The following is a 21,592-nucleotide window of genomic DNA, read 5'->3' as shown; positions in this document are numbered from 1 at the left end:
TCTACTCGACCACCACCGCCGTACCGCTGGCCGAGACCATCAGCATCCCGTTCCCCTGTCCCATGACCTCGTAGTCAAGATCGACCCCCACCACGGCCGTGGCGCCCAGTTCTTCGGCCCGCTCCTCCAGTTCCCGCAGGGCGATGTCGCGCGCCCGCTGCAATTCCCGCTCGTAGGTGGCCGACCGGCCGCCCACCATGTCGCGGATATTGGCAAACAGATCCTTGAACAGGTTTGCGCCGAGGATAGCCTCGCCGGCAACAACGCCGCAGTAGCGGACGATCCGCTTTCCTTCGATGGTGGGAGTTGTGGTGATGATCATGGCGTTCTTGGTCTCCTTCCGGGGTGTGGATATCATGGAAAGCATACCCTCTCCGGCCGAACTCGCAAATGGCCCCGTGCCGGCCGGAGGGAACGCGACCGTCTCATATGACACGATGATGTGTAAAATGTTGTTTTGGAAGATTTTTTTAAGAGTTGATCAATTGCGCCGATACGTGTCACAGGGAGGTTGATATGGACACGTATATGATCGACGCGGAACTTGAACACTACCTGGGCGAACGCCTTTCCTCATCGAGCAGGCAGGCGCTGTGCCGTCTGCACGTACGGGCCTGCGCCCGGTTTCACGGTGCCGAGCTGGAGGAGTACCGGCGCCGCCTGCGGGCCCATGCCCGCGCTTACGCCCGCCTCGGGCGGATGCTCCAGTCCCCCTTCCGGCACATGGAGACGGCCCTCTTCCTGTCGAGCTTCACCCTGTTCGTTGCGGGCATCATTATGGTCGTCAATGGAGATCTCTCCGCCCTGGTGGCTTGCGGTACCGCAGCCGGACTCGTGGGGATGATCGAATGTGCCCGCAAGCTGGCCGGCCACTGGCACCGTTACGGTGTCATGGAAGCGGTCTACCGAGAGTTGGAAGAACAACTGGCGAACGGATAGTAGGCGTCGAACGCCCCCCCCTGACTGATCTCACGGTTCACGGTACCCGCATCGGCGTGATCATAACTGTTTGTTTGATCAATGATAATCTGCTATGCTCAGCCGACATTGCACAGAGATATCACCTGGTCGGCAAGGATGGTCGATTTCATGGCTTACGACGCGGCAAACGAAGAGTACAACGGACCCCCTGTGGACGCGGCAGCCTTCTGCGTTGCCGACGGCCAGGGGCGGCTGCTCGACGTCGGCGAGGGATTGTGTCTTTTGAGCGGCTACCCGCGGGCCGAGCTTCTCTCCCTGTCCCTGGCCGAGCTTGAAGCCGGCGGTTCCGGCACATGGCACACCGCGTTGATAAACACGGCAACCTCGGGCAGCCCGGCCCGCGCCGAGATCGGGCTCAGGCAGCGGGAAGGCGGTGTCAGGCAGGTGGAGGTGGAGGCGGCCTTCCTGCCGGCGCTGGGGCAGGTGATCCTCACCTTCAGGGACAGTGCGATATTCTCGCGAGTCCTGGCAGAGTTGAGGCAGAAGTCGGAAGAATGCGACACCTACTTCCGCAACAGCCTCGACCTGCTCTGCGTGGCCGACAACAGTGGGTATTTCCGGCGGCTCAACCCTGCATGGGAAGAGGTGCTCGGTTTCCCTCTCCATGAGCTGCTCGGCAGGAAGTTCATCGACTTGGTGCACCCCGACGACCGCGAGGCGACGATGGGGGCTATGTCCGACCTTGCGCACCAACGGCAGGTGAAGGATTTTACCAATCGCTACCGCGTCCGGGACGGTTCGTACCGGTGGCTCGAATGGCGCGCCGCACCGGCGGGGGACCTGGTGTTCGCCGTCGCGCGCGACGTGACGGACAGAATTCTCGCCCAGGAAAGGCTCTGCCGGAGCGAAGAGCGATATCGCCTCCTGTTCGAGGAGATGATGAGCGGCTGCGCTCTCCACGAGTTGATCTGCGACCGGGACGGCAATCCCGCGGACTACCGGTTCCTGGCGGTGAACGGGGCCTTTGAGCGGATGACGGGGCTTCGGGCCGCCGACATCGTCGGCAAGACGGTCCTTGAGGTGATGCCGGGCACCGAGCGCCACTGGATCGAGCGGTACGGGGACGTTGCCCTGTCGGGGCGGTCGGCGGAGTTCGAAGAATACGCGGGCGCGATCGGGAGATACTACAGCGTCCGCGCCTACTGCCCTGAGAGGGGGAAGTTCGCGGCGGTCTTCAACGACATCACCGAGCGCCGCCTCATGGAAGACGAGCTGCGGAGGCAGGAGCAGAGCCACCGGCTCGTCCTCGACAACATCCCGGACATCATCGCGCGGTTCGACCGCGAGCTGCGCCATCTCTATGTGAGCGCCGCCATAACAAGGGTGACGGGGTTCCCGCCGGAGCACTTCATTGGCAGGACCAACCGGGAGATCGGCATGCCGGACGAACTGGTCGATCGCTGGGATGCGGCGATCAACGAAGTCTTCTCGTCCGGGAGGGAACAGCGGCTCGAATTTACCTACCAGTCCCCTCGCGGCCTGCGCCACTTTGAAACCACGCTGATCCCCGAACGGGGTGCGGACGATTCGTCCGCCGCGGTCCTGGTCGTAAACCACGATATTACCGAACTCAAGAACGCCGAACTGGGGATGCGGCAGCTGAACGAGGAGCTTGAACGGAGGGTGGGGGAGCGCACGAGGGAGCTCGAGCTATCCAATCGCGAGCTGGATTCTTTCTGCTCGGCGGTTTCCCATGACCTGCGGGCGCCGCTGCGTCACATTGCCGGGTTCAGCCGGGTCGTCGCGGAGGACTACGGCGACCGGCTCGACCACGGGGGCCGTGATCTGCTCACGCGGATCGAAGGCGGTGCCCAGAGGATGGATACCCTGATCAACGAGCTGCTTAGTCTCTCACGGACGAACCGTTCACCCCTGGAATGTCACCCCGTCAACCTGAGCACCATTGCGATGGACGTCGTGACCGACCTGCGGGAGGCCGCGCCGGACCGGCTGGTGGACACGGAGATCGCGCCCGATGTCATGGCCCAGTGTGACGGCAACCTGATCCGCGTGGTATTGTCCAACCTGCTCGGCAATGCCTGGAAATTCACCTCCCGCACTGAGCGGGCGCGCATCGAGTTCGGCGTTATTCCGTCGGGCGATCAGCAGACGTTTTTTGTCAGGGATAACGGCGCGGGTTTCGACATGAATTTCGCCGACAAGCTTTTTGTCCCGTTTCAGCGGCTCCATGCCCGTGATGACTATGAAGGCACCGGCATCGGCCTCGCCACGGTCCAGAGGATCATCCATCGCCACGGCGGGAAAATATGGGCGGACGCCGCTGCCGACCGCGGCGCCACCTTCTGGTTCACCCTCGGGGACTGCCTCGGCGGCAGACCTGTTTCGCCCTGACTCCTACCCTGCCCGGTTGGTCCCGCACGAGCTCCAATCCAGTGTTTCCCCGCACAATAGCGTGCCTGCGCCTTTTCCTCCACTCCTGCGCGGCGCGTCACCCCTCCGCCGTTGCCGGCCCGTGTGGTATCAGCCCCGGTCCAGCAGGACCGCAACCGGCACCGGCTTGGCCACGGTGTTGTACACCGGCGAATACTTCTGAGCCATCCGGATGAGCTCCTCCTTCTGCCCGTCGGTCAGGTCCGCGTCGATGGAGAAGAAGACCCGGATTTCCCGGTATCCCACCGGCACCTCCTCGGACAGACCCAAGAAGCCCCGCAGGTCGATATCCCCCTCGTAGCGGGATTTCACTCCCCGCAGCGCAATGCCCCGGGCCGCCGCATGGGCCACCAGGCTCGTCGTGAGGCAGCCCGACAGGGCAACCAGGAGGTATTCCACCGGGTTGGCGCCCCGGTTCTCCCCCAGCAGCACCGGCGGTTCGTCCAGGTCGAACACCATCGGCTTCCGGGTGTCGTCTTCGGCGCAGGCTCCATAGAAGTCCTTTATGGTTGCCTGGTTGTGGGTTCCCCCCATCCATTGGTTGGTGGCGCGGAATTTGAACTGCGCTATCTCCGGCTTTGCCTTGATCTGCTCGATGGTGGCCATGAGCTGGTCCACGTTCACACCGTTTACTACCGTTGTCTGGGACATGGTGAATCCTCCTTTGCCGGGTCGTTGAGGCCCCTCTGCGCAAGGGGGCGAAGGCCGTGTCGGGAAGCGTGCGTTTTTCGGTGGCAGGGGACGGGCGGGCAGGGTGGTTTGTGCTCAAAAAATAACAGGCAATCCGGAGGTGTCAAGAATGGTAGCTAGGGCAACGGGAAAGAGCCGTACATCTCCGACAGCCGGTAGTATTCGTCGGTCTGGTCAATGAGGTAATCGGCAAAGGCGCGGTTTGCCCGCGAGAGCCCTGTCTGCCGTTTCCAGGCGATGAAGAGATCCAGGTGGAGGGGAGGGTCGCAGCGCAGCGCTACAAGATCCTTCTCGTCGGCGACCACCATCCGCAGCAGGAATGAAATCCCGACTCCCTCCAGGACCAGGTTCCTGATAAGAGAGAAGAGGTTCGACTCGAACACCGCCCGGGGGGCTTCCCCGACGTGGGCTGCGGCTTCGTCGATCAGTTCCCGCAGATGGTATCCCTCCTTGAAGAGGATCAGCGGTTCACGCAGCAGCTCGGCAAAGGGAACCGACTTCCGACCGGCCAGGGGGTGATCGGCCGGAACGCAGGCCACGATCTCCTCATGGAGGAGATGATGGTATTCCAGGTCCTCCGGGATGGCACCGCCGGCCACAACCCCCATATCGAGCTCTCCGCCCGCGACCATCCGCTGAATCCGCGCGGCGCTGTCACCGTACACCGATAGCTGCAGGGCAGGGTGACGCTTTTTGAACCCGGCGATGATCTTCGGGAAAAAGTAGGTGCTGAGCATCGGAGTCACCCCCACTCGTACCTCCCCCGCCGTTAGTCCACGGATGTCGGCCATCTCCCGCTCCGCCTTCCGCACGTCGTCAAGGATTGCCGTTGCGTGGCGCAGGAATGTTTCTCCCTCCGCCGTGAGGGCGATCTTCCGGTCGCTGCGGTTGAAGAGCGTAAGCCCCAGCTCGTCCTCCAGCTTCCTGATGGCGGTGCTCAGGGCGGGCTGTGCTATGTGGAGCGTTTCCGCCGCCCGGGTGAAGCTCAGTTTCCGGGCGATCTCGATGAAAAAGCGCAACTGTCTGATTTCCATGGGTGACCTTTCGTGCGGGTGTGAGCCGGTCAATGCTGTTAAACCATAGCTGATCGGTATGGGTTACAGGGGTGACTGCATTTGCAAAGACCGTTTCTGCGGGAAACCCGCAGTTGTTGTCAGGCGATCAAGTCCCTTTATCCCGTGTTTGTCCGCTGTGCATCCGGTGTTGGTTAATTATAGCATTCTGTTATCAAGACGATAAAAATAATCTATTGTATTTATCGAGTTCTCTTGCCTACTATCAGCACAGGGGCAAGAGCAGTGGCTCCGCGTCCCCACTCACCGTTCGGAGCGGGAGGATTGTATGACCGTCTACCTGGACTGTAATGCCACGACCCCCCTGGAGCCGGCCGTCATGGCCGTGGTGACCCGCTTCATGGAGCGGGATTACGGCAACGCGGCGAGCCCCATTCATGATTTCGGAGTGTTCGCGCGGCTGGCGGTTGAGCATGCCCGGGGCCAGGTGGCTGAGGTGGCGGCTGCCCGGCGGGACGAGGTGATCTTCACCAGCGGGGCTACCGAGGCCGACAACCTGGCGCTCCTGGGCCTGGCGGACCACGGCCTGGCATGCGGGCGACGTCATGTGATCAGCACGGCCGTCGAGCACAAGGCGGTGCTCGAACCGCTGGAAGAGCTGGCGCGCCGCGGATTCCAGGTGGAGCTCCTCCCCGTGGGGGCGTCGGGGCGGCTGGACCCTGACCGGCTGCGTGCGGCGCTCCGGCCTGACACCCTTCTCGTTTCCACCATGCACGTCAACAACGAAACCGGCGTGGTCCAGCCCCTGGCCGAACTGGCTGAGATCCTGGCCGGCCACGGCGCCTACTGGCACGTGGACGCGGCCCAGGGCTTCGGCAAGGAGATCGACGGTCTGCGCAATCCGCGGATCGACCTGATCGCCGTGAGCGGCCACAAGATCTACGCCCCCAAGGGGGTGGGCGCCCTCATCGCCCGCAAGCGGGACCGCGCCTTTCCGCCGCTGCGGCCCCTGATGCTGGGCGGCGGCCAGGAGCAGGGGCTGCGGCCCGGAACCCTGCCCGTCCCCCTCATTGCCGGTTTCGGCGAGGCAGCCAAGCTGGCGGTGCGCACCCACGAGGCGCGCTCCGCCGCCAACCGCGCCTTCCGGGAAAAACTCCTGGCCGCCCTGGCCCCACTGGAGCCGACCCTCAACGGCGACCAGGAGCACGTCCTTCCCCATGCCGTGAACCTTTCCCTGGCCGGGATCGAGGCCGACCGGGCCATCACCGCCCTCAAGGGGGTCATTGCCGTGTCGAGCACCTCGGCCTGCACCTCCCACACCCGGGCGCCGAGCCACGTTCTCACCGCCATGGGGCTTTCCCCGGAGCGGGTCGAGACGTCGCTGCGGCTTTCCTGGTGCCACCTGACCCCGGCCGTGGACTGGGACGAGGTCGTCTCCATCCTGCGCGGACTCCGCGCATCATGACGAGGAGGTTTCAATGACCGTTTTCGAAGAACTGGAACAGGCAACGCTCGCCCAGTTCGAGCAGGGCGAGCTCCCCCACTGGCTGGCCGACCCGGCCCTGGCCGTGGCGAGAACCCCGGAGTGCTACGCCGGCAAGGAATACCTGGTGGAGATTCTGGTGGCCCAGGTGAGGGAGTACGATCCCTACGCCGAGACCGGCTGCTGCAAGTGGGCCTACGACCACGAGGACATCAAGCGGACCCTGCGGTGGCTGGACGAATGAGGGGGGATGGCATGGATATCTTCGAGGAACTGCGGCGGGCCGTTGCCCGTGCCCGGGAGGAGAACGACCTGCCCGATTTCCTGGCCGAGCGGCTCTGCCGCATCGCCGGTCAGCCGGAGCGCTACCGGCACCTGGCGGCCGATATCGCCGACCTGGCCGGACAGGTGGCGCTCTACGACACCTACGGCCAGACCGGCTACATGGGGATGGGGGTGAACAACGCCGTGCTCGAAGGGAGCATCAGGCGGCTGGAGGAGGCGGGCCGCAGCCCGGCAGGTCAGTAGCTTTCCGCTGCCCGCCGGCTTGCATCCGGTCCCTGCGCCAGTTTTTCAACAGTCTGTCAGAGGGTGCCCCTGAGACCGATCTCCTCGGCCGCCGGTTTCATCCCCTCGATGGTTTCCCCGATCAGGTCGGCCGGCTCCATGCCGAGCATGGCGGCCCCCTGCTCGATGACCCCCCGGTTGGCTCCGGCGGCAAACGCCTTGTCCTTCCACTTCTTGAGCACGCTCTTCACCGGCAGGTCCAGGATGCTCCGGGACGGCCGGACCAGGGCGGCGGCCGCCACCAGCCCCGTCAGCTCGTCGATGGTGTAGAGGGTCTTCTCCAGGTCGGTGAGGGGCTCCACGTCGGTGCACAGGCCCCAGCCGTGGGCCAGGACCGCCCGGATGTACTCCTCGGGCCAGCCGCGGGAACGCAGGATCTCCGGCGCATGGGCGCAGTGCTCGTCCGGGTGGCGCTCGTAGTCGATGTCGTGCACCAGCCCGATAATCCCCCACATCTCCTCATCTTCGCCCCGCTTGCGTGCCATGTGGCGCATCACCGCCTCCACGGCCAGGGCGTGCCGCCGCAGGTTGTCGCTGGGCACGTACTCGGCGAGCAGGTTCCAGGCATCGTCACGGGTGGGTCGGTAGCTCATGGTGTCTCCTTGGGGTCAGGGATTGGTCGCCGCACCTTCGGCCGCCACCGTCGCCTCGCGCTCCCGGTCGCGGCTGTGGTCGCGGGCCACCAGCATGTAGATGGAGGGGACCACGAACAGGGTGAAGAGGGTGCCCACGAACATCCCCCCCACCAGCACGAGGCCGATGGAATTCCGGGCCGCAGCGCCGGCGCCGGAGACCAGGGTCAGGGGAAAGTGGCCGGCAATGGTGGCCGCGGTGGTCATCATGATCGGCCTGAGGCGGGTCATGGCTGCCTGGCGTACGGCGTCGTGCTTGGACAGCCCCTGGAGCTGGGGCTGGTTGGCGAACTCCACGATCAGGATGCCGTTCTTGGACACCAGCCCCACCAGGGTCACCAGTCCCACCTGTGAGTAGATGTTGAGGGTGGTGGTCCAGCCGTGGGTCCAGAAGGCCACGTTGGGGTCTGGCATCTTCAGGAAGGTGAAGATGAGTGCCCCGAATATGGCCAGGGGGACCGAGCCGGCCAGGATGACGAAGGGGTCCCGGAAGCTGTTGAACTGGGCCGCCAGCACCAGGAAGATCAGGACAATGGCCAGGGCGAAGGCCGGGAGGAACTTGTTCCCCTCGGTGCGGAGCTGGCGCGACTCGCCGGTGTAGTCGAGCACGTATCCCTGGGGCAGGATTTTTGCCGCCTCCCCTTCCAGGAAGCGAAGCGCCTCGTCCAGGGGGCGCACGGCCACGCCGCTCAGCTTGACCGCGTTCAGCTGCTGGAACCGGTTGAGGGAGCGGGGAACCACGGTCTCCTTCAGGCTGGCAACGGTGGACAGGGGGATGAGCTTACCCTCGGGGCCGGTGATGTAGACCGACGAGAGCTGCTCGGGGTTGAGGCGTCCCACCCGCTCGATCTGGGGGATGACCTTGTAGCTCCGTCCGGCGATGTCGAAACGGTTGACGAAGTTCCCCCCCACCATGGCGCCCAGATCGGCCCCCACCTGTTCCAGGTTGAGGCCCAGGGCGGCCACCTTGTCCCGGTCGATCTCGAACCGGGCCTCGGGCTGGTCGATCTTCACGTCGATGATGGGCGGAAAGGCGAACATGCCGCTCTGCATGGCCTTCAGCTGGAGCTTCTGGGCGAACTCGAGGATCTGGCCGGTCTCGGCGGTGGAGGCCAGGATGAACTCCACCGGGAATTGCCCGCCTCCGGGGAGGGCCGGCGGGGTCACCGGGAACATCTGGATGCCGGGGATGGCGGCCAGCTTTTGCTGAACCTCGGGCATCATCTGGAACACGGTCCGCTCCCGCTCGTCCCACGGCTTGGTGACCATGCCGCCGAAGCCCGAGTTGGGGAAGGTGATCTGGAAGGTGAAGTCGGTCTCGGGGATGCCCATGAACACCTTGTTGGCCGCGGCGGCGTAGCGGCTCGTCTGGTCCAGGGTCGAGTTGGCCGAGGCGTCCAGGATGCCGAAGATGACCCCCTGGTCCTCGGTGGGGGCCAGCTCCCGCGCCGACATAGTGAACATGGGGATGGCCAGGAGACTCACCACCAGCCAGACCGTATAGACTGCCGGCCGGGCGGCCAGGGTGGCGTCGAGCCAGCGGCCGTAGGCATCCTTGAGCCGGTTGAAGTCGCGGCTGATCCGTCCGGCCAGGCCGTGCTCGCCGGCGCCCGGCTTCAGGAACTTGGCCGACATGACCGGCGACAGGGTCAGGGCAACCACTCCGGAAATGGTCACCGCCCCGGCCAGGGTAAAGGCGAACTCCCGGAACAGGGAGCCGGTCAGCCCCCCTTGGAGGCCGATGGGGAGGTAGACGGCGGCCAGGGTGATGGTCATGGCGATGATGGGCCCCACCAGCTCCCGGGCGCCGAGGAACGCCGCTTCCAGGGGCGACTGCCCCTCCCGCATGTGCCGCTCCACGTTCTCCACCACCACGATGGCGTCGTCCACCACGAGCCCCACCGACAGGACGATGGCCAGGAGCGTCAGCAGGTTCACGGTGAAGCCGAAGGCCTGCATCAGGAACACGGCGCCGATGAGCGACACCGGGATCGCCACCACCGGCACCAGGGACGAGCGGAGGGAGCCCAGGAAGAGGAAAATCACCACGATGACGATGAGCAGGGTCTCGCTCAGGGTCTTGAGCACTTCCCGGATGGCGTTGTCGATGTAATCGGTGGCGTCGTAGGCCACGCGGGCCTGAAGCCCCGAGGGGAGGTCCCTCTGGATGGCCGCCATCTCCGTCCTTACCCGCTTGATCACGTCGAGGGAGTTGGCGTTGGGCAGGGGCCAGATCCCCATGAACACGGCGGTCTGGCCCGAGAAGCGGACCTCGGCGTCATAGTCCTCGGCCCCCAGCGACACGTCGGCGATGTCGGACAGCCGCACCAGGGCGCCGTCCTGGCGCCGCACCACCAGCTGCCGGAACTCCTCCACCGTGTTCAGGTTGGTGTTGGCGGTGAGGTTCACCTGGATCAGGGACCCCTTGGTCCGCCCCAGGGCGGCCAGGAAGTTGTTGGCCGCCAGGGCCTCGCGCACCTGGGCCGGGCTCACGTTGAGGGCCGCCATCCGGTCGGGCTTCAGCCAGATCCGCATGGCAAAGGTGCGGGCCCCCAGCACGTCGGCCCGCTGCACCCCCTGGATCGCCGAAAGCCGCGGCTGGACGATCCGCACCAGGTAGTCGGTGATCTCGTTCTGCTGGAGGATGTCTGAGGAGAAGCTCAGGTAGGCCGAAGCGAACTCGCTGTCGGCCGACTCGATGTTGATGACCGGCACCTCCGCCTCGGGCGGCAGGTCGCGGCGCACCTGGTCCACCTTGGAGCTGATCTCGGCCAGGGCCTTGGTGCCGTCGTAGTTCAGCTTCAGGCGCACCTTGATGGTGGAAAGCCCCAGGGTACTCTGGGACTCCATGTACTCGATGCCGTCTGCCGCGGCAATGGCCCGTTCCAGCGGCGTGGTGACGAAGCCCCGCACCAGGTCGGCGCTGGCCCCCACGTACACGGTGGTTACGGTCACCGCCGCGTTCTCGCTGCGGGGGTACTGGCGCACGTTCAGGCTGCGGATCGCCTGGAGGCCGGCGATGACGATGATCAGGCTGACCACCAGGGCCAGCACGGGGCGGCGGATAAAAAGGTCGGTAATGTTCATGGCGGTATGTGGAGCCTCGTTCAAGATACTAACAAGTGCATTGACTATTCGACCCCCCTCAGTCCCCCCTATACAATAGGGGGGAAGCCGAAGGCAGGGGGGTGAGATGAGCTGTCGAGTTGTCAGGTTTTGTCATGGTAACAAGCAGTTAGAAGCGTTGGCAGTTTTTGGGGTGTCTAATTATTCTCCGGATTCGGTGCCTGCTGGAACGTGGGGGCGAGCTTGTTGTCCACCACCGCGGCCTGGCCGTTGCGCAGCTTGAAGACGCCGGTGCTCACCACCTGCTCGCCCTCCTTGAGCCCGCTGGTCACCGCCACGAAGTCGCCCCGCTTGGTGCCGAGGCGCACGAACTGCTGGCGCAGCACCTTCCCCTTCTTGTCCTTGTCGTCCTCCACCACGAAGACCGAATCACTGTAGGGCGCGTAGAGCACCGCCGTGGCCGGGATGGCGAGCACCTTCTCCTGCACGGGAAGCCCCACCGCCACGTTCACGAACATGCCGGGGCGCAGCTTTTCCCCCCGGTTGGCCACCGTGGCCTGGACCTTGATGTTGCGCGATTCGGCATCCACCTCCGGATTGATGGCGGTGATCCGTCCCTCGATGGTCTCACCGGGCAGGGCGTCGCCGGTCACCCGCACCGTCAGCCCCTTGCGCAGCTGCGGCAACTGCTGCTGGGGCAGGGTGAAGTCCACGAAGATCGGGTCCATGGACTGGAGCGTCACGATGGGGTCCCCCTCCCGCAGGATCTGCCCCAGGTTCACCTGCCTGATGCCGAGGCGGCCAGAAAAGGGGGCACGGATCGACTTCTTGGCAATGGTGGCCCGGATGTTGTCCACCTGGGCCTGGGCCTGGTTGGCCGTGGCCACGGCGCTGTCGTGGTCGGCCTGGGCGATGATCCCCTCCGCCAGCAGCTGATCCGAGCGGCGCAGGTTGGCGCGGGCCAGCTTCGCCTCGGCCAGGGCGCCCGGCAGCTGGGCCTCCTCGTTGCTGGTGTCCTGGCGCAGGAGCAGGGCCCCCCTGGCCACCGGCGCCCCCGCTTCGAAAGCGATCTGCACCACCTTGCCCGGCAGCTCGGCGGCCACCGTGACCCCCTGCACCGCGGTCAGTGTGCCGACCGACGTGAGGGCCGTCTCCCACGACTCCGCCTTCACCGGTGCCGTTGAAACCGTTTCGGGGGGCGGCACGAACTTCTTGCCGTGATCGATCATGGTGCCGATCTGCAGCGCTTTGATGCCGCCGAGCACGGCAATGACCGCCACCAGGCCGATGATGGTGAGGATGATGCGTTTTTTCATGGTATGGGCAACTCCGTCCGGTATGAAAAATGGTGGCGCCGTCCCTTCTGCGTCGGACGGCGCCCTATGGTTATAACATCCTTAACAAACGATGCAATATGCTTTTACGCCTCCGGCCGGGCGGGGCGTGCGAGAATATTCTCCACCTGTAGGGGAATACTGTGCACTCAATGGCGGTACGGGCGGGTGGTCGGCCCGAAATGTCAGTATTATCAACTGGTATGCCGTTGGTACGGGTTGTGAAAAAGGGGACTATGACAGCGGCAACGATGTCGCATCACCACCCCCTGCAAGGAGAACAACGATGAACAAGCGAATCGCCACGGCACTCACACTTACCCTTTTATCCGTCATGCCCGCCCTGGCCGTCGAGCACGGGCCCGCCCACAAGACCATGGACGAACAGTGCGCCAAAGAGTGCGAGATGCTGGTGCGGAACTGCGCCCGCGAAACCGACAGCCTCCAGCAGAAGATCGCCCGGCTCCGGGCCGAGATCGCCAAGGGCACGGCCGTCTATACCGCGGACGAACTGAACCGCCTCGACAAGAAGCTCAAGGAGGCGAACCTGATCCTGAAGAACCTCATGGAAAACCGCTAGATTGCCCGGGACGCCTTCCCTGGTTCACCGCTCCGCGGCAGGGGGCGTCCCCGGTTCTTCCCCTCCGGCCGACCAGGCCCGGATGCTGAGCGCCTCGTGCTCCGGGATGCCCAGGGAGAGCAAAAACTGATGGTGGGCCTCGGGGCTGTGCTGCTCGAATTCGGTGTGGAGCCGCTTCATGGCGGCATCGTCCATGCCGGCGGCCCGGAGCATCGCCACGAACATCTCCTTGTCCACTGCCGTGCGGGGGCCCCCTTCACCCTTCAGGCGGAGCATCCCCGCCAGCATCCGTTGTTTCATCTGCAGCGCGCCGATCTCCCGGTTGATTTCAAGAAGGCGGCGGTGCAGCACGTCGGTGGCGCCGTCGCCGGCCGAAGCCAGAATGGCCTGGATTCCCCGGATATCCACTCCGGCCCGGCGCAGGGAACAGATGGTTTCGAGCCGGTCCCGGTCGGCGGGCGAATAACGGCGATAGTTGGACTCGCTCCTGCCCGAGGGCGAAAGCAGGCCGATCCGGTCATAGTAGAGCAGGGTGCTGCGCGACAGCCCGAACTGTCGCGCCAGTTGGCCGATCCGGTACATGGCACCTCCGGGATGGCCCCCGGCCATTAGCCGGGGGCATCCGTCCTACGCGTAGGTTCTGCGGATCTCGGCGATCCGTTCGGCCGGCAGGCCGAGCCACTCCAGAAAACTCTGGTGCCCGGCCGGGTTCTCCCGCTCGAACAGCCGATGCCACTGCGCCATGGCTTCGTCGTCCAGGCCGATGGCCCTGAACCTCGCCACCCACTCTTCCACCGTTACCGTCTGGTTCATCGTCATGCTCCTTTCTCAGCGTTGAAGGTCTGTCATGGCCGTGACGGAGATAACGCTAAACCGTGAACCGATAGACGGGTCAAGGTGAAAATATCACGCGATCCCGAACATCCCGTTCATCCTCCTGTCAGATCAGACCAGATCAGGTTCGCCGCAATCCCCCACATGGTGCAGCCCACCACAAGGTCCAGCGCCCGCCAGGCCGCGGGCTTGCGGAAGAGCGGCGTCAGCACCCTGGCCCCGTAACCGATCCCGTAGAACCAGGCCAACGAAGCTCCCATGGCCCCCAGGGCGAAGAGGAGCCGGGACCGTCCCGCGAACTGCCCCGCCAGGCTCCCCAGCAGCAGGACCGTATCCAGGTAGACATGGGGATTGAGGAGGCTCAGGGCCAGGGTGGTCAGGACCACCTTGGCAAGCCCGTCCAGGCTGCCGCCGTCGTCGGCCGCCTCCAGCTTCCCCGGCCGCAGGGCCGCGTGGAACGAGCGGAGCCCGTAGGCAAAGAGAAAGGCCGCCCCGCCCCACAGGGTGAGCCCCATGAGCCGCGGCGACGACCCCACCAGCGTGCCGAAGCCCCCCGCCCCCAGCCCGATCAGCACCGCGTCGCAGAGGAAGCAGACCGTGCACACCGTGAAGACGTGCTCCCGCTTGAGCCCCTGGCGCAGCACAAAGGCATTCTGGCTCCCGATGGCGATGATCAGTCCGGCCCCGAGGCCGAAGCCGCTCAGAAACGGCGCAATGGCAAGCTGGCTCGGCATGGTGTGGCGTCCCCCCTCTCGCCCCTGTTATAGCCGACCGCAGACCCGGACGCAAGACACACCTCCGTGACGGTGGGGCATTTTTCTTCATGTCCCTGTTTGACTTATGCCCTTCGGGCGGTTACACAGAAGTCATGGCACGGGATGGCCGGGGCCGTCCGAGGAGGGAACCATGAACGCACCGCTTCGCATCGTTATCGCCGCACTGCTGGCCACGGCAGCGCCCGCAGTTGGGGGCGCCACCGAAACAGGCACCATGATGTGCGCCAAGGGCATCGTCTCCATCGGGACCACGGCAGGGGAAGTGCTGGCCAAATGCGGCCAGCCCGCCACCGCCACGAGCCGCGAAGACAGAAGAGTCGCGCGTGAGTGGCAGAGCAGCGGCGGGCGGCGGCTGACCACCGTTTCCATTGATGACTGGATCTTCAACTTCGGTCCCAACCAGTTCCAGTACCAGGTGATCCTGGAAAACGGCCGCGTGGTGCGGATCGAGAGCCTGGATTACGGCTACTGAGCGGGAGGGGGGGCACATGCGCATGACGGGAGGACTCGGCACTATGAACAACGAAACCGCAGAATCCGGCACGGGCTGTCCCTCGAACCGGAGGAGAACACGAAACCTCGCGCCGCTCCTGTGCATCTGCTTTCTGCTGGCGCTCCCGCGTGCGGTGCCGTCCCATGCCGGGTACCCGGCGCCGAGCGAGGCCCAGTGCCGTGAAATGGTCGACAGCATGCTCCAGACGATGAAAACCGTGCCCGTAGAGCGCGAGCGAGACCGCCGCGAAGCCAGGGTCGTCCTCGACAAGGCAGAGAAGATCGTTCGCGACAACCGGCAGAAGGGTGCCAGCGAATGTGAAACATGGGCCGCAATCGGGAAGCTAGTTGTAGGTCAGTAGATTTATCAGGGAATGTATCGGCATGTCATCCGTGACGTTGTGATCCCCACCGCGTAAGGTCCCGCCGTCGCACCCGCCAGGGGCGATTGTTCCTTCCTTAAAATCGAACTTAGAACACCTCAATCCATCAGGATTTTCCTGTCTTGACGGCGCCGGTATGCCCTGAGATAGTCGTGCCATGTTTACATGATGGTGCTAATGAGCGGTGATTGTTACGTGGTGTGGACGCGCGCTATCCATTAATCAAGGTAGAGGAGCTTGCGTCTCCCGGGCAGAAGTGATGGGTATCCGAAGCACGGGGAGTGGCCGCATGGGTGGTTCAGGTGGGCAGCAGTGCAACGTTGAGTGATCTTGCCAAGATGTTCGGCCGAGACGTCTCATTCAATGGGTGGTGTAGTCAGAAGACTGGAACAGCGACGAGAAATAGATCAAGGAATTGCTGAAAGGTTAGGACGGGTGCGGCGTGAGCTTGAAGTTGCAATCTGTCAAGCCTGACCCCAGAAGCCTCTCTGAGCTTGAAGTTGCAATCTGTCAAGCCTGACCCCAGAAGCCTCTCCCAGAGCCTTTAAATCAGAGGAAAAATGATAGAGACCATTTACGGCATCTACAAAAGTAATTTGGCCTTCTTCGGCTGGGCTTCGGCATTAGTGAATTGTTTGCTGGTAGGGTGGATGTATTTCAATAAGCAGAGACACGAAAGAGAGTTGATCCAGTTAAAAGCTAAAGTCGAGCATGAAAAGGAACTCGAATTTGAGAAAAGGAAAAAGCTTTACGGAATGAAAGCCGAGCAATTCGAGAAGTATTTTCGCATGGTTGACGAGTTTAATAAAAAACAAAACGCGGAAATACCCAAGAGGATGCAACCACTATTTTCAGCCTATCTGAAGTCGATGCTTGAGGCAGGAAATGACCAAAACATGAGAAACGAAGCCATTCTGGCATTTAGTGATCAAGTACACGCCATCCTCGCTGATGGAATGGAAGACTACATGAAAATACAAGCCGAGACTCATTGCCTTAAATTGGTGGCCGGAGAGGCACTTGGAGAGATCCTTACACGGCTAGAGAAGCTTTACGGCGAGTCATTTCAACTTTCGCAGCAGTTTTTAAACGAATTTACGGCAATTTTGGGCGATCAGCCGAAGGTTGATGCCTACACGAACACCATCCGGCAAAAAGGGTTAGAGATGAAAGAAGCACTTGTCGAGCTCATGGAGCAAATGAGGCAAGAGCTCCAACAGATATAAAGACGATGCATAACAAAGCGCAACACCGGCCATGCCGGTGTGCTCACAGCCGTTGGGTAATTCTGAAGGAGGAATTTATGGCAGGGAAGAGCCTCAAAAAACCGACTACAATTGTAACTCCTGGAGTCAAGGAAGATGTTTCAGAAAAGGCGGATGAAAAAACTTATGACCTGAGAGACCCCTCACAATTAGTAGCGCTGTTCACAGAAAACGAGAATGAGGATTTCATCAAAATATCTCTGTCAAAATATATTGAGTCATTAATTCAATCCCATAACATGGCAAGCTATAACATTGTATTCTTGTATGACGAAACTAGATCTATAAGTAGATATCATTCAAATCAAATTTACGAAGCTGCTTCCAGTGCAACTGATAAAAAAGATATTTTGTTGATATTGCATAGCGGTGGTGGCCAAATCGAACCTGCTTATTTGATCAGTAAAACGTGTAAAAGTCTGACTAAGAAGAAATTTGTAGTAGGAATCCCGCGTCGCGCCAAATCTGCGGCAACTTTAATATCGCTTGGCGCTGACGAAATACACATGGGCTTGATGAGTGAACTTGGCCCGATTGACCCCCAAATAGGCGGCTATCCCGCTCTAGGCCTATCAAACGCCCTGAATACCTTGGCGGGTTTGGCTTGCCGATTTCCAGACTCAGCCGATATGTTTGCAAAATACTTAACTGACAACCTGAACCTAAAAGATCTAGGATACTTTGAACGGGTCAGTGAATCAGCATCACAATATGCGGAGAGATTATTGGCAGGTAAAAAATTTCCTGCTCCTAGTACTGCGCAAAGTTTGGCTAATCATTTCGTTAATCATTACAAAGACCATGGTTTTGTAATTGATTCTGATGAAGCTACAAACTTGCTTGGTTCCAATATTATAAAGCAGAACACAGCTGAATATTTGTTTGCGAATGAGTTATACAAGTTTTTGGATTTTGCTAGCTTTTTATTTAGCTATTTCAAAAAGAAAGAATTTTATTATGTAGGCGATATAAGGTCCGGATTATCAACTAGAGATAAACGTAACACTTGAAGTGATTCAACCAGGGAGATGCACCTGGCCTAAAAACCAGTCGGGTGATCTCCCACACCGTTATACACCAAATAAAGGAGGCTATAACAGGTCTTTGAAAAACTATCAGTATTTAGGACCATTTTGACACAGTTTTGTGCTATCATGGCGCGCATAACAAGCTGATATTCCAGGAGAATAAATATGCGCGGTCTTGAGCAACAATCTGATGCTTTGTTCGTTTATCTCTCGCCGGAATCCTTCGTTCCCAAAGACCATCCCCTTCGGCCGATTCGGCAAATGGTAGATGCGGCACTGGAAAACCTTTCGCCGGTGTTCAGTAAGATGTACTCCCATACGGGCCGGCCCTCGATTCCGCCGGAGCGCTTGCTCAAAGCCATGCTGCTTCAGGTGCTGTACTCGATTCCCAGTAACGTCAAGCTGGTTGAGCAGATTCACTTCAGTATCCTGTTCCGCTGGTTCCTTGGCCTGGGCCTGGATGATCCAGTTTGGGATAATTCCAGCTTCAGCACGAATCAGGAGCGGTTGATCGAGACCGATGTTGCCACGCAGTTCCTGGAGGCAGTACTTGATCAGGCGAAATGCAAGAAACTGCTCTCCAAAGATCACTTCAGTGTTGATGGCACCCTGATCCAGTCATGGGCCTCCATCAAGAGCTTCAAGTCACGGGACGATGATGACGGGCAACCGCCTGCCGGCAAGAATCCGGGCCGTGATTTCCAGGGTGAGAAGCTGAGCAACGCGACTCATGCATCCACTACCGATCCTGAAGCGAAGCTCTATCGCAAGGGGATCAACCATGAACCGCGATTGTCGTTTGCCGCCCACCTGCTGACCGAAAACCGTCACGGCTTGGTTATGGCAAGCAGGGTGACCATTGCCGATGGTTTTGCCGAACGGGAAACCGCCAAGAGCTTGATTGCCAAGGTTGCTTCCGGCACGCGGCGTAGAACGATTGCCGCCGACAGGAACTATGATACCCACGACTTCGTTAGGGCCATGCGGACTCTGAAAGTTACGCCGCACGTCACGCAAAACCACAAGAAGAAGGGCGGTTCATCCATCGATGGCCGCACCACAAGGCATGACGGCTACGGAGTTAGCCAGACATTTCGCAAACGAATCGAAGAGGTCTTTGGCTGGCTCAAGACCGTTGGACTGTTCCGCAAGACCCGCTACAGGGGAGTCAGGAAGATCGACTGGCACTTTACCCTGGCAGTAACAGCTTACAACTTGGTCCGAATGCGAAACCTGGGGGTATGTACCACCTGAACGGGGCAAATGCGCCCGAAAGGCAATGATAAGGCCGATTAACAGGCCAAAAACGAGTTTCAAAGAGCATAATTTTAACGAGTAAAACAGCTAAGTTGCCAAATTTTGCCCCAATGAGGGGCCTTAACCGCTCAATCGGTGAGTTTTTCAAGACCCTGATAATAAAGAAAATAGGGTCAGGCTTGAAAGATTGAAAGATTGCGATAGTCTTTTCGCATGGCACGCAAACCCCGCATACATTACCCCGGCGCTTTGTACCATGTAATCCTCCGCGGTAACGCCCGTCAGGATATATTTCACGATCCCGAGGACCGTTACCGCTTTTACCTGTTCCTGCAGGAAGGGGCTGAGCGCTTTGGCCACAGGATACTGGCCTTCTGCCTGATGACCAACCATGTCCACCTCGCGGTTCAGGTAGGAGAGGTCCCCTTGTCACGGTTCATGCAGAACATAACGTTTCGCTATACGCGTTGGCAGAATTGGCGGATGGGGAAGACAGGCCACCTTTTCCAGGGACGATACAAATCCTTTCTAGTCGATGGTGATGCATACCTTCAGGAACTGGTGGCATACATCCACCTTAACCCCGTGCGCGCCGGCATGACGACGAAGCTGGGCAGCTACACGTGGAGCAGTCATAGGGCCTACCTTGGCAAGGAGATCATCCCCTGGCTGAATACGGAAACCGTGCTTGCCACCTATTCATCGGATACGTCAACTGCTCGTAAGCAGTATGCAACATTCATCTCAGACAGAGTCAAAGAAGGCCATCGAGAAGAATTCCACGGCAAGGGGAGTTCCGATAGCCGTGTTATTGGCGATGACCATTTCGTGGAAGCAATACTTGAACGTGCAGACAGGCTGCCGCTACGAAGACCTGGGCTCGATATGGTAGTCGAGGTGATAAAGCGGCTCTACCGCCTTGATGAAGAAGAGCTTGCGTCTCCCGGGCAGAAGAGATGGGCGGCCGAAGCACGGGGAGTGGCCGCATGGGCGGTTCAGGAGTTCAGCAGTGCAACGTTGACTGATCTAGCCAAGAGGTTCGGCCGAGACGTCTCATCCATGAGTGCTGCAGTCAGGAGACTGGAACAGCGACGAAAGATAGATCAAGGAATTGCTGAAAGACTAGAACGGGTGGGGCGTGAGCTTGAAGGTGCAATCTTTCAGGCCTGACCCCATGACCCTGACCCCATGACCCAAAAAGACCTTCAACTGTTGATTGGTGCAGGAAACTGCTTGATAGCGATCGATATCGTGTCCGGAAATTCTATCCGGAATTGCACGCAAAAGGCCCTTCACGATGATTTCATCTGTTCATAATTTTGTCCTGACAACCGCGACTTTTATCGCTGCGATAAGCATGATTTCCTGCGGCGCTGATTCTGCAGATTCTACTCCAAGCCTGCCTGCCCAACGGCCGTTTTACGATTTTCAGTACAACCTTGATCAACTGACGGTCGGCATCAGGTTGTTTCACCCTGATTATCCATATTCACCACGAATCGATATTTACGAAGGCGCTACTCTCTGCGATTCGCACCCTCTCACGTCACAGACCGGGAATTTGACATTGCAGAACAGCTCCAAGTGCCGGGACTTCACCATCAACCTTCAGTATGTTCCTGCTGCTAATGCCTGTCAGCCGGGGGGGCTCTACCTGCAGTCAGGTAGTGTTACGAATCCCGCTGACGGCCAGACAACCAATTACACTGCCATGACTCTGGCGGCTTGGGACCAGAATTACAATAGGGTGGTGCCCTGGCTCACGCCATTCGATACACCAAACCTCTTGAGCCAGATGTCTCAATCCGATTATGTGCATGCGGACCCGCTCAGTACTGTGGGGCAGTGGACATATCGACTGGATTATGCATCATCTGCCATTCCGCCGGATGGCTGTTCGCTCCAGACAAATCTCGATGTGAGCATTTCCCCTGCGGATGAAACCTTGGGAGCGCGCGTGCACAACTACACCATACGCGAGACGAACGTTGGCGGGCAAATAACCGCCAGTGTCACCCCTAATACTGCGGGCGCACCAACGGCGTCTGTTACGCTTGATGGAACAATAAGGCATCTTTCCTTTGTTGGCCTGGATGTCCTGCGGGAAGCCAATATTCAAGCGTCTATGGCGTTCGATTCACCAGCTCAGGTTAGCCCGGTCACGGCCATGTTCGCTCCAATGCGGCCTTATGTCAAAATTGAATCAGAACTCTTTCTGAACTCTCTCAATGGATTCCCGATTGGGTCATTGGCATCGCATGTGGCGAAGTTTTTTTCGACCATCACTATGCCACTCATGGGCTTCTACGATCCATTGTCGTTAGAGCCGCAAGTAAATGCGAACATCGGCGTATCGTTGGCAACGCCACTTTCTATCCAAGGACAAGTTGAATATGTTGTCACGCCCATCGCACTGATCCCGAATTACACATTTAGGCCGGGGTTCGATGACCGAACCGATTGTACGGCCGTGCCTGATCCAGGGCTATCCTGCAGGCTGGACAGCATTATAACCAACTACAACGCCACGAACGGCGTGCCTGACAGTGCCGCGCGTTACATTCTGGACGTCACTCTGTATAGCCGAACAGGCGGAACGTATTATCCGGTAATCGACATGCCAAAGGTCGTGATTCCGGTATCTGAGACGAACTAGCATGAGCAGATGTGCGGGAACGCCGGACGGGACAACGCGCGGTTAACAGGAAAGAATTATGAACCGTCACGCAGGTCGCGCCGCGACACGTTGAACAAGACCAAGGACTCTTGACTCCGTCGCCGAACTAAGATAAAGGATCAATATGTTGAAAAGAACCTCCA

The 21,592-nt window shown here is 60.3% G+C and carries 23 protein-coding genes; 13 read left to right on the top strand and 10 right to left on the bottom strand.

The features are described 5' to 3' along the window. Window position 1 precedes the first annotated feature (1 nt). Entirely contained in the window at window positions 2-322 is a 321-nt protein-coding gene (locus tag GS_RS14005) for a heavy metal-binding domain-containing protein (RefSeq protein ID WP_010943418.1), read from the bottom strand. Between the two features lie 194 nt (window positions 323-516). On the opposite strand from GS_RS14005, the gene GS_RS14000 reads away from it, so the two are divergent. Together GS_RS14000 and GS_RS13995 are read left to right on the top strand one after the other, a co-directional pair. Continuing rightward, window positions 517-939 (top strand): GSU0071 family protein, encoded by a 423-nt coding sequence (locus tag GS_RS14000; protein WP_010943417.1) that lies wholly within the window; start codon window positions 517-519, stop codon window positions 937-939. Window positions 940-1,077: 138 nt separating this feature from the next. After that, window positions 1,078-3,333 (top strand): PAS domain S-box protein, encoded by a 2,256-nt coding sequence (locus GS_RS13995; protein WP_235044903.1) that lies wholly within the window; start codon window positions 1,078-1,080, stop codon window positions 3,331-3,333. Between the two features lie 129 nt (window positions 3,334-3,462). On the opposite strand, the gene GS_RS13990 is transcribed toward GS_RS13995, so the two are convergent. Both GS_RS13990 and GS_RS13985 read right to left on the bottom strand, forming a co-directional pair. Next, window positions 3,463-4,023, bottom strand: coding sequence for an OsmC family protein (locus GS_RS13990; protein ID WP_010943415.1), 561 nt, complete (start codon window positions 4,021-4,023; stop codon window positions 3,463-3,465). 155 nt (window positions 4,024-4,178) lie between these two features. Beyond that, window positions 4,179-5,096, bottom strand: a complete 918-nt coding sequence (locus tag GS_RS13985) for a LysR family transcriptional regulator (RefSeq protein ID WP_010943414.1) — start codon at window positions 5,094-5,096, stop codon at window positions 4,179-4,181. 307 nt (window positions 5,097-5,403) lie between these two features. Here GS_RS13985 and GS_RS13980 point away from each other — a divergent pair, with 307 nt between their 5' ends. Genes GS_RS13980 through GS_RS13970 form a run of 3 tightly spaced genes read left to right on the top strand, consistent with a single transcriptional unit; the run spans window position 5,404 to window position 7,086 of the window. Beyond that, complete coding sequence (locus GS_RS13980; RefSeq protein ID WP_010943413.1) at window positions 5,404-6,540, top strand: cysteine desulfurase family protein; 1,137 nt, start codon at window positions 5,404-5,406, stop codon at window positions 6,538-6,540. Window positions 6,541-6,553: 13 nt separating this feature from the next. Continuing rightward, entirely contained in the window at window positions 6,554-6,802 is a 249-nt protein-coding gene (locus GS_RS13975) for a GSU3529 family protein (protein WP_010943412.1), read from the top strand. Between the two features lie 11 nt (window positions 6,803-6,813). Further along, window positions 6,814-7,086, top strand: coding sequence for a GSU3529 family protein (locus GS_RS13970; RefSeq protein ID WP_010943411.1), 273 nt, complete (start codon window positions 6,814-6,816; stop codon window positions 7,084-7,086). Window positions 7,087-7,142: 56 nt separating this feature from the next. Here GS_RS13970 and GS_RS13965 read toward each other — a convergent pair whose 3' ends face one another. The 3 genes from GS_RS13965 to GS_RS13955 all read right to left on the bottom strand — a co-directional run bounded on the left by GS_RS13965 (window position 7,143) and on the right by GS_RS13955 (window position 12,139). Then, complete coding sequence (locus tag GS_RS13965; RefSeq protein WP_010943410.1) at window positions 7,143-7,718, bottom strand: HDIG domain-containing metalloprotein; 576 nt, start codon at window positions 7,716-7,718, stop codon at window positions 7,143-7,145. A gap of 15 nt (window positions 7,719-7,733) precedes the next feature. Further along, window positions 7,734-10,844, bottom strand: coding sequence for an efflux RND transporter permease subunit (locus tag GS_RS13960; protein ID WP_010943409.1), 3,111 nt, complete (start codon window positions 10,842-10,844; stop codon window positions 7,734-7,736). 176 nt (window positions 10,845-11,020) lie between these two features. Beyond that, entirely contained in the window at window positions 11,021-12,139 is a 1,119-nt protein-coding gene (locus GS_RS13955) for an efflux RND transporter periplasmic adaptor subunit (RefSeq protein ID WP_010943408.1), read from the bottom strand. A gap of 304 nt (window positions 12,140-12,443) precedes the next feature. On the opposite strand from GS_RS13955, the gene GS_RS13950 reads away from it, so the two are divergent. Next, a complete protein-coding gene (locus GS_RS13950; RefSeq protein ID WP_010943407.1) occupies window positions 12,444-12,737 on the top strand; it encodes a hypothetical protein in 294 nt (97 codons plus the stop codon). A gap of 24 nt (window positions 12,738-12,761) precedes the next feature. On the opposite strand, the gene GS_RS13945 is transcribed toward GS_RS13950, so the two are convergent. From GS_RS13945 to GS_RS13935, 3 genes are all read right to left on the bottom strand, one after another. After that, window positions 12,762-13,319: a MerR family transcriptional regulator gene (locus GS_RS13945; RefSeq protein WP_010943406.1), complete on the bottom strand. Its 558-nt coding sequence runs from the start codon at window positions 13,317-13,319 to the stop codon at window positions 12,762-12,764. 45 nt (window positions 13,320-13,364) lie between these two features. After that, window positions 13,365-13,550: a hypothetical protein gene (locus GS_RS13940; protein ID WP_010943405.1), complete on the bottom strand. Its 186-nt coding sequence runs from the start codon at window positions 13,548-13,550 to the stop codon at window positions 13,365-13,367. Window positions 13,551-13,666: 116 nt separating this feature from the next. Further along, window positions 13,667-14,305 carry a LysE/ArgO family amino acid transporter gene (locus GS_RS13935; RefSeq protein WP_010943404.1) on the bottom strand — a complete coding sequence of 213 codons (639 nt, stop codon included), beginning with the start codon at window positions 14,303-14,305 and terminating at the stop codon, window positions 13,667-13,669. A 172-nt stretch (window positions 14,306-14,477) separates the two neighbouring features. On the opposite strand from GS_RS13935, the gene GS_RS13930 reads away from it, so the two are divergent. The 5 genes from GS_RS13930 to GS_RS13910 all read left to right on the top strand — a co-directional run bounded on the left by GS_RS13930 (window position 14,478) and on the right by GS_RS13910 (window position 18,769). After that, window positions 14,478-14,819: a DUF2845 domain-containing protein gene (locus GS_RS13930; protein ID WP_010943403.1), complete on the top strand. Its 342-nt coding sequence runs from the start codon at window positions 14,478-14,480 to the stop codon at window positions 14,817-14,819. Between the two features lie 16 nt (window positions 14,820-14,835). Then, the gene (locus GS_RS13925) at window positions 14,836-15,201 is read left to right on the top strand and encodes a hypothetical protein (protein WP_010943402.1); all 366 of its coding nucleotides are present in this window, start codon (window positions 14,836-14,838) and stop codon (window positions 15,199-15,201) included. 581 nt (window positions 15,202-15,782) lie between these two features. Next, window positions 15,783-16,448 (top strand): hypothetical protein, encoded by a 666-nt coding sequence (locus GS_RS13920; RefSeq protein WP_010943401.1) that lies wholly within the window; start codon window positions 15,783-15,785, stop codon window positions 16,446-16,448. 77 nt (window positions 16,449-16,525) lie between these two features. After that, a complete protein-coding gene (locus tag GS_RS13915; protein ID WP_010943400.1) occupies window positions 16,526-17,497 on the top strand; it encodes an SDH family Clp fold serine proteinase in 972 nt (323 codons plus the stop codon). Between the two features lie 183 nt (window positions 17,498-17,680). Next, window positions 17,681-18,769 (top strand): IS5-like element ISGsu3 family transposase, encoded by a 1,089-nt coding sequence (locus GS_RS13910; RefSeq protein WP_010943399.1) that lies wholly within the window; start codon window positions 17,681-17,683, stop codon window positions 18,767-18,769. A 147-nt stretch (window positions 18,770-18,916) separates the two neighbouring features. On the opposite strand, the gene GS_RS17640 is transcribed toward GS_RS13910, so the two are convergent. Continuing rightward, window positions 18,917-19,165: a hypothetical protein gene (locus GS_RS17640; RefSeq protein ID WP_235045040.1), complete on the bottom strand. Its 249-nt coding sequence runs from the start codon at window positions 19,163-19,165 to the stop codon at window positions 18,917-18,919. Between GS_RS17640 and GS_RS13905 the strand changes: the two genes are divergently transcribed. Then, a complete protein-coding gene (locus GS_RS13905; protein WP_235045033.1) occupies window positions 19,061-19,942 on the top strand; it encodes a transposase in 882 nt (293 codons plus the stop codon). The two genes, GS_RS17640 and GS_RS13905, sit on opposite strands and share 105 nt — an antisense overlap. Before the next feature lie 127 nt (window positions 19,943-20,069). Beyond that, window positions 20,070-21,428 carry a lipoprotein gene (locus GS_RS13900; RefSeq protein ID WP_010943397.1) on the top strand — a complete coding sequence of 453 codons (1,359 nt, stop codon included), beginning with the start codon at window positions 20,070-20,072 and terminating at the stop codon, window positions 21,426-21,428. Window positions 21,429-21,592 lie beyond the last annotated feature (164 nt).

This window comes from Geobacter sulfurreducens PCA (assembly GCF_000007985.2).
GTDB lineage: Bacteria > Desulfobacterota > Desulfuromonadia > Geobacterales > Geobacteraceae > Geobacter > Geobacter sulfurreducens.
Note: the sequence above shows the minus strand (reverse complement) of the source record. Positions and strands in the feature narration are given on the sequence as shown.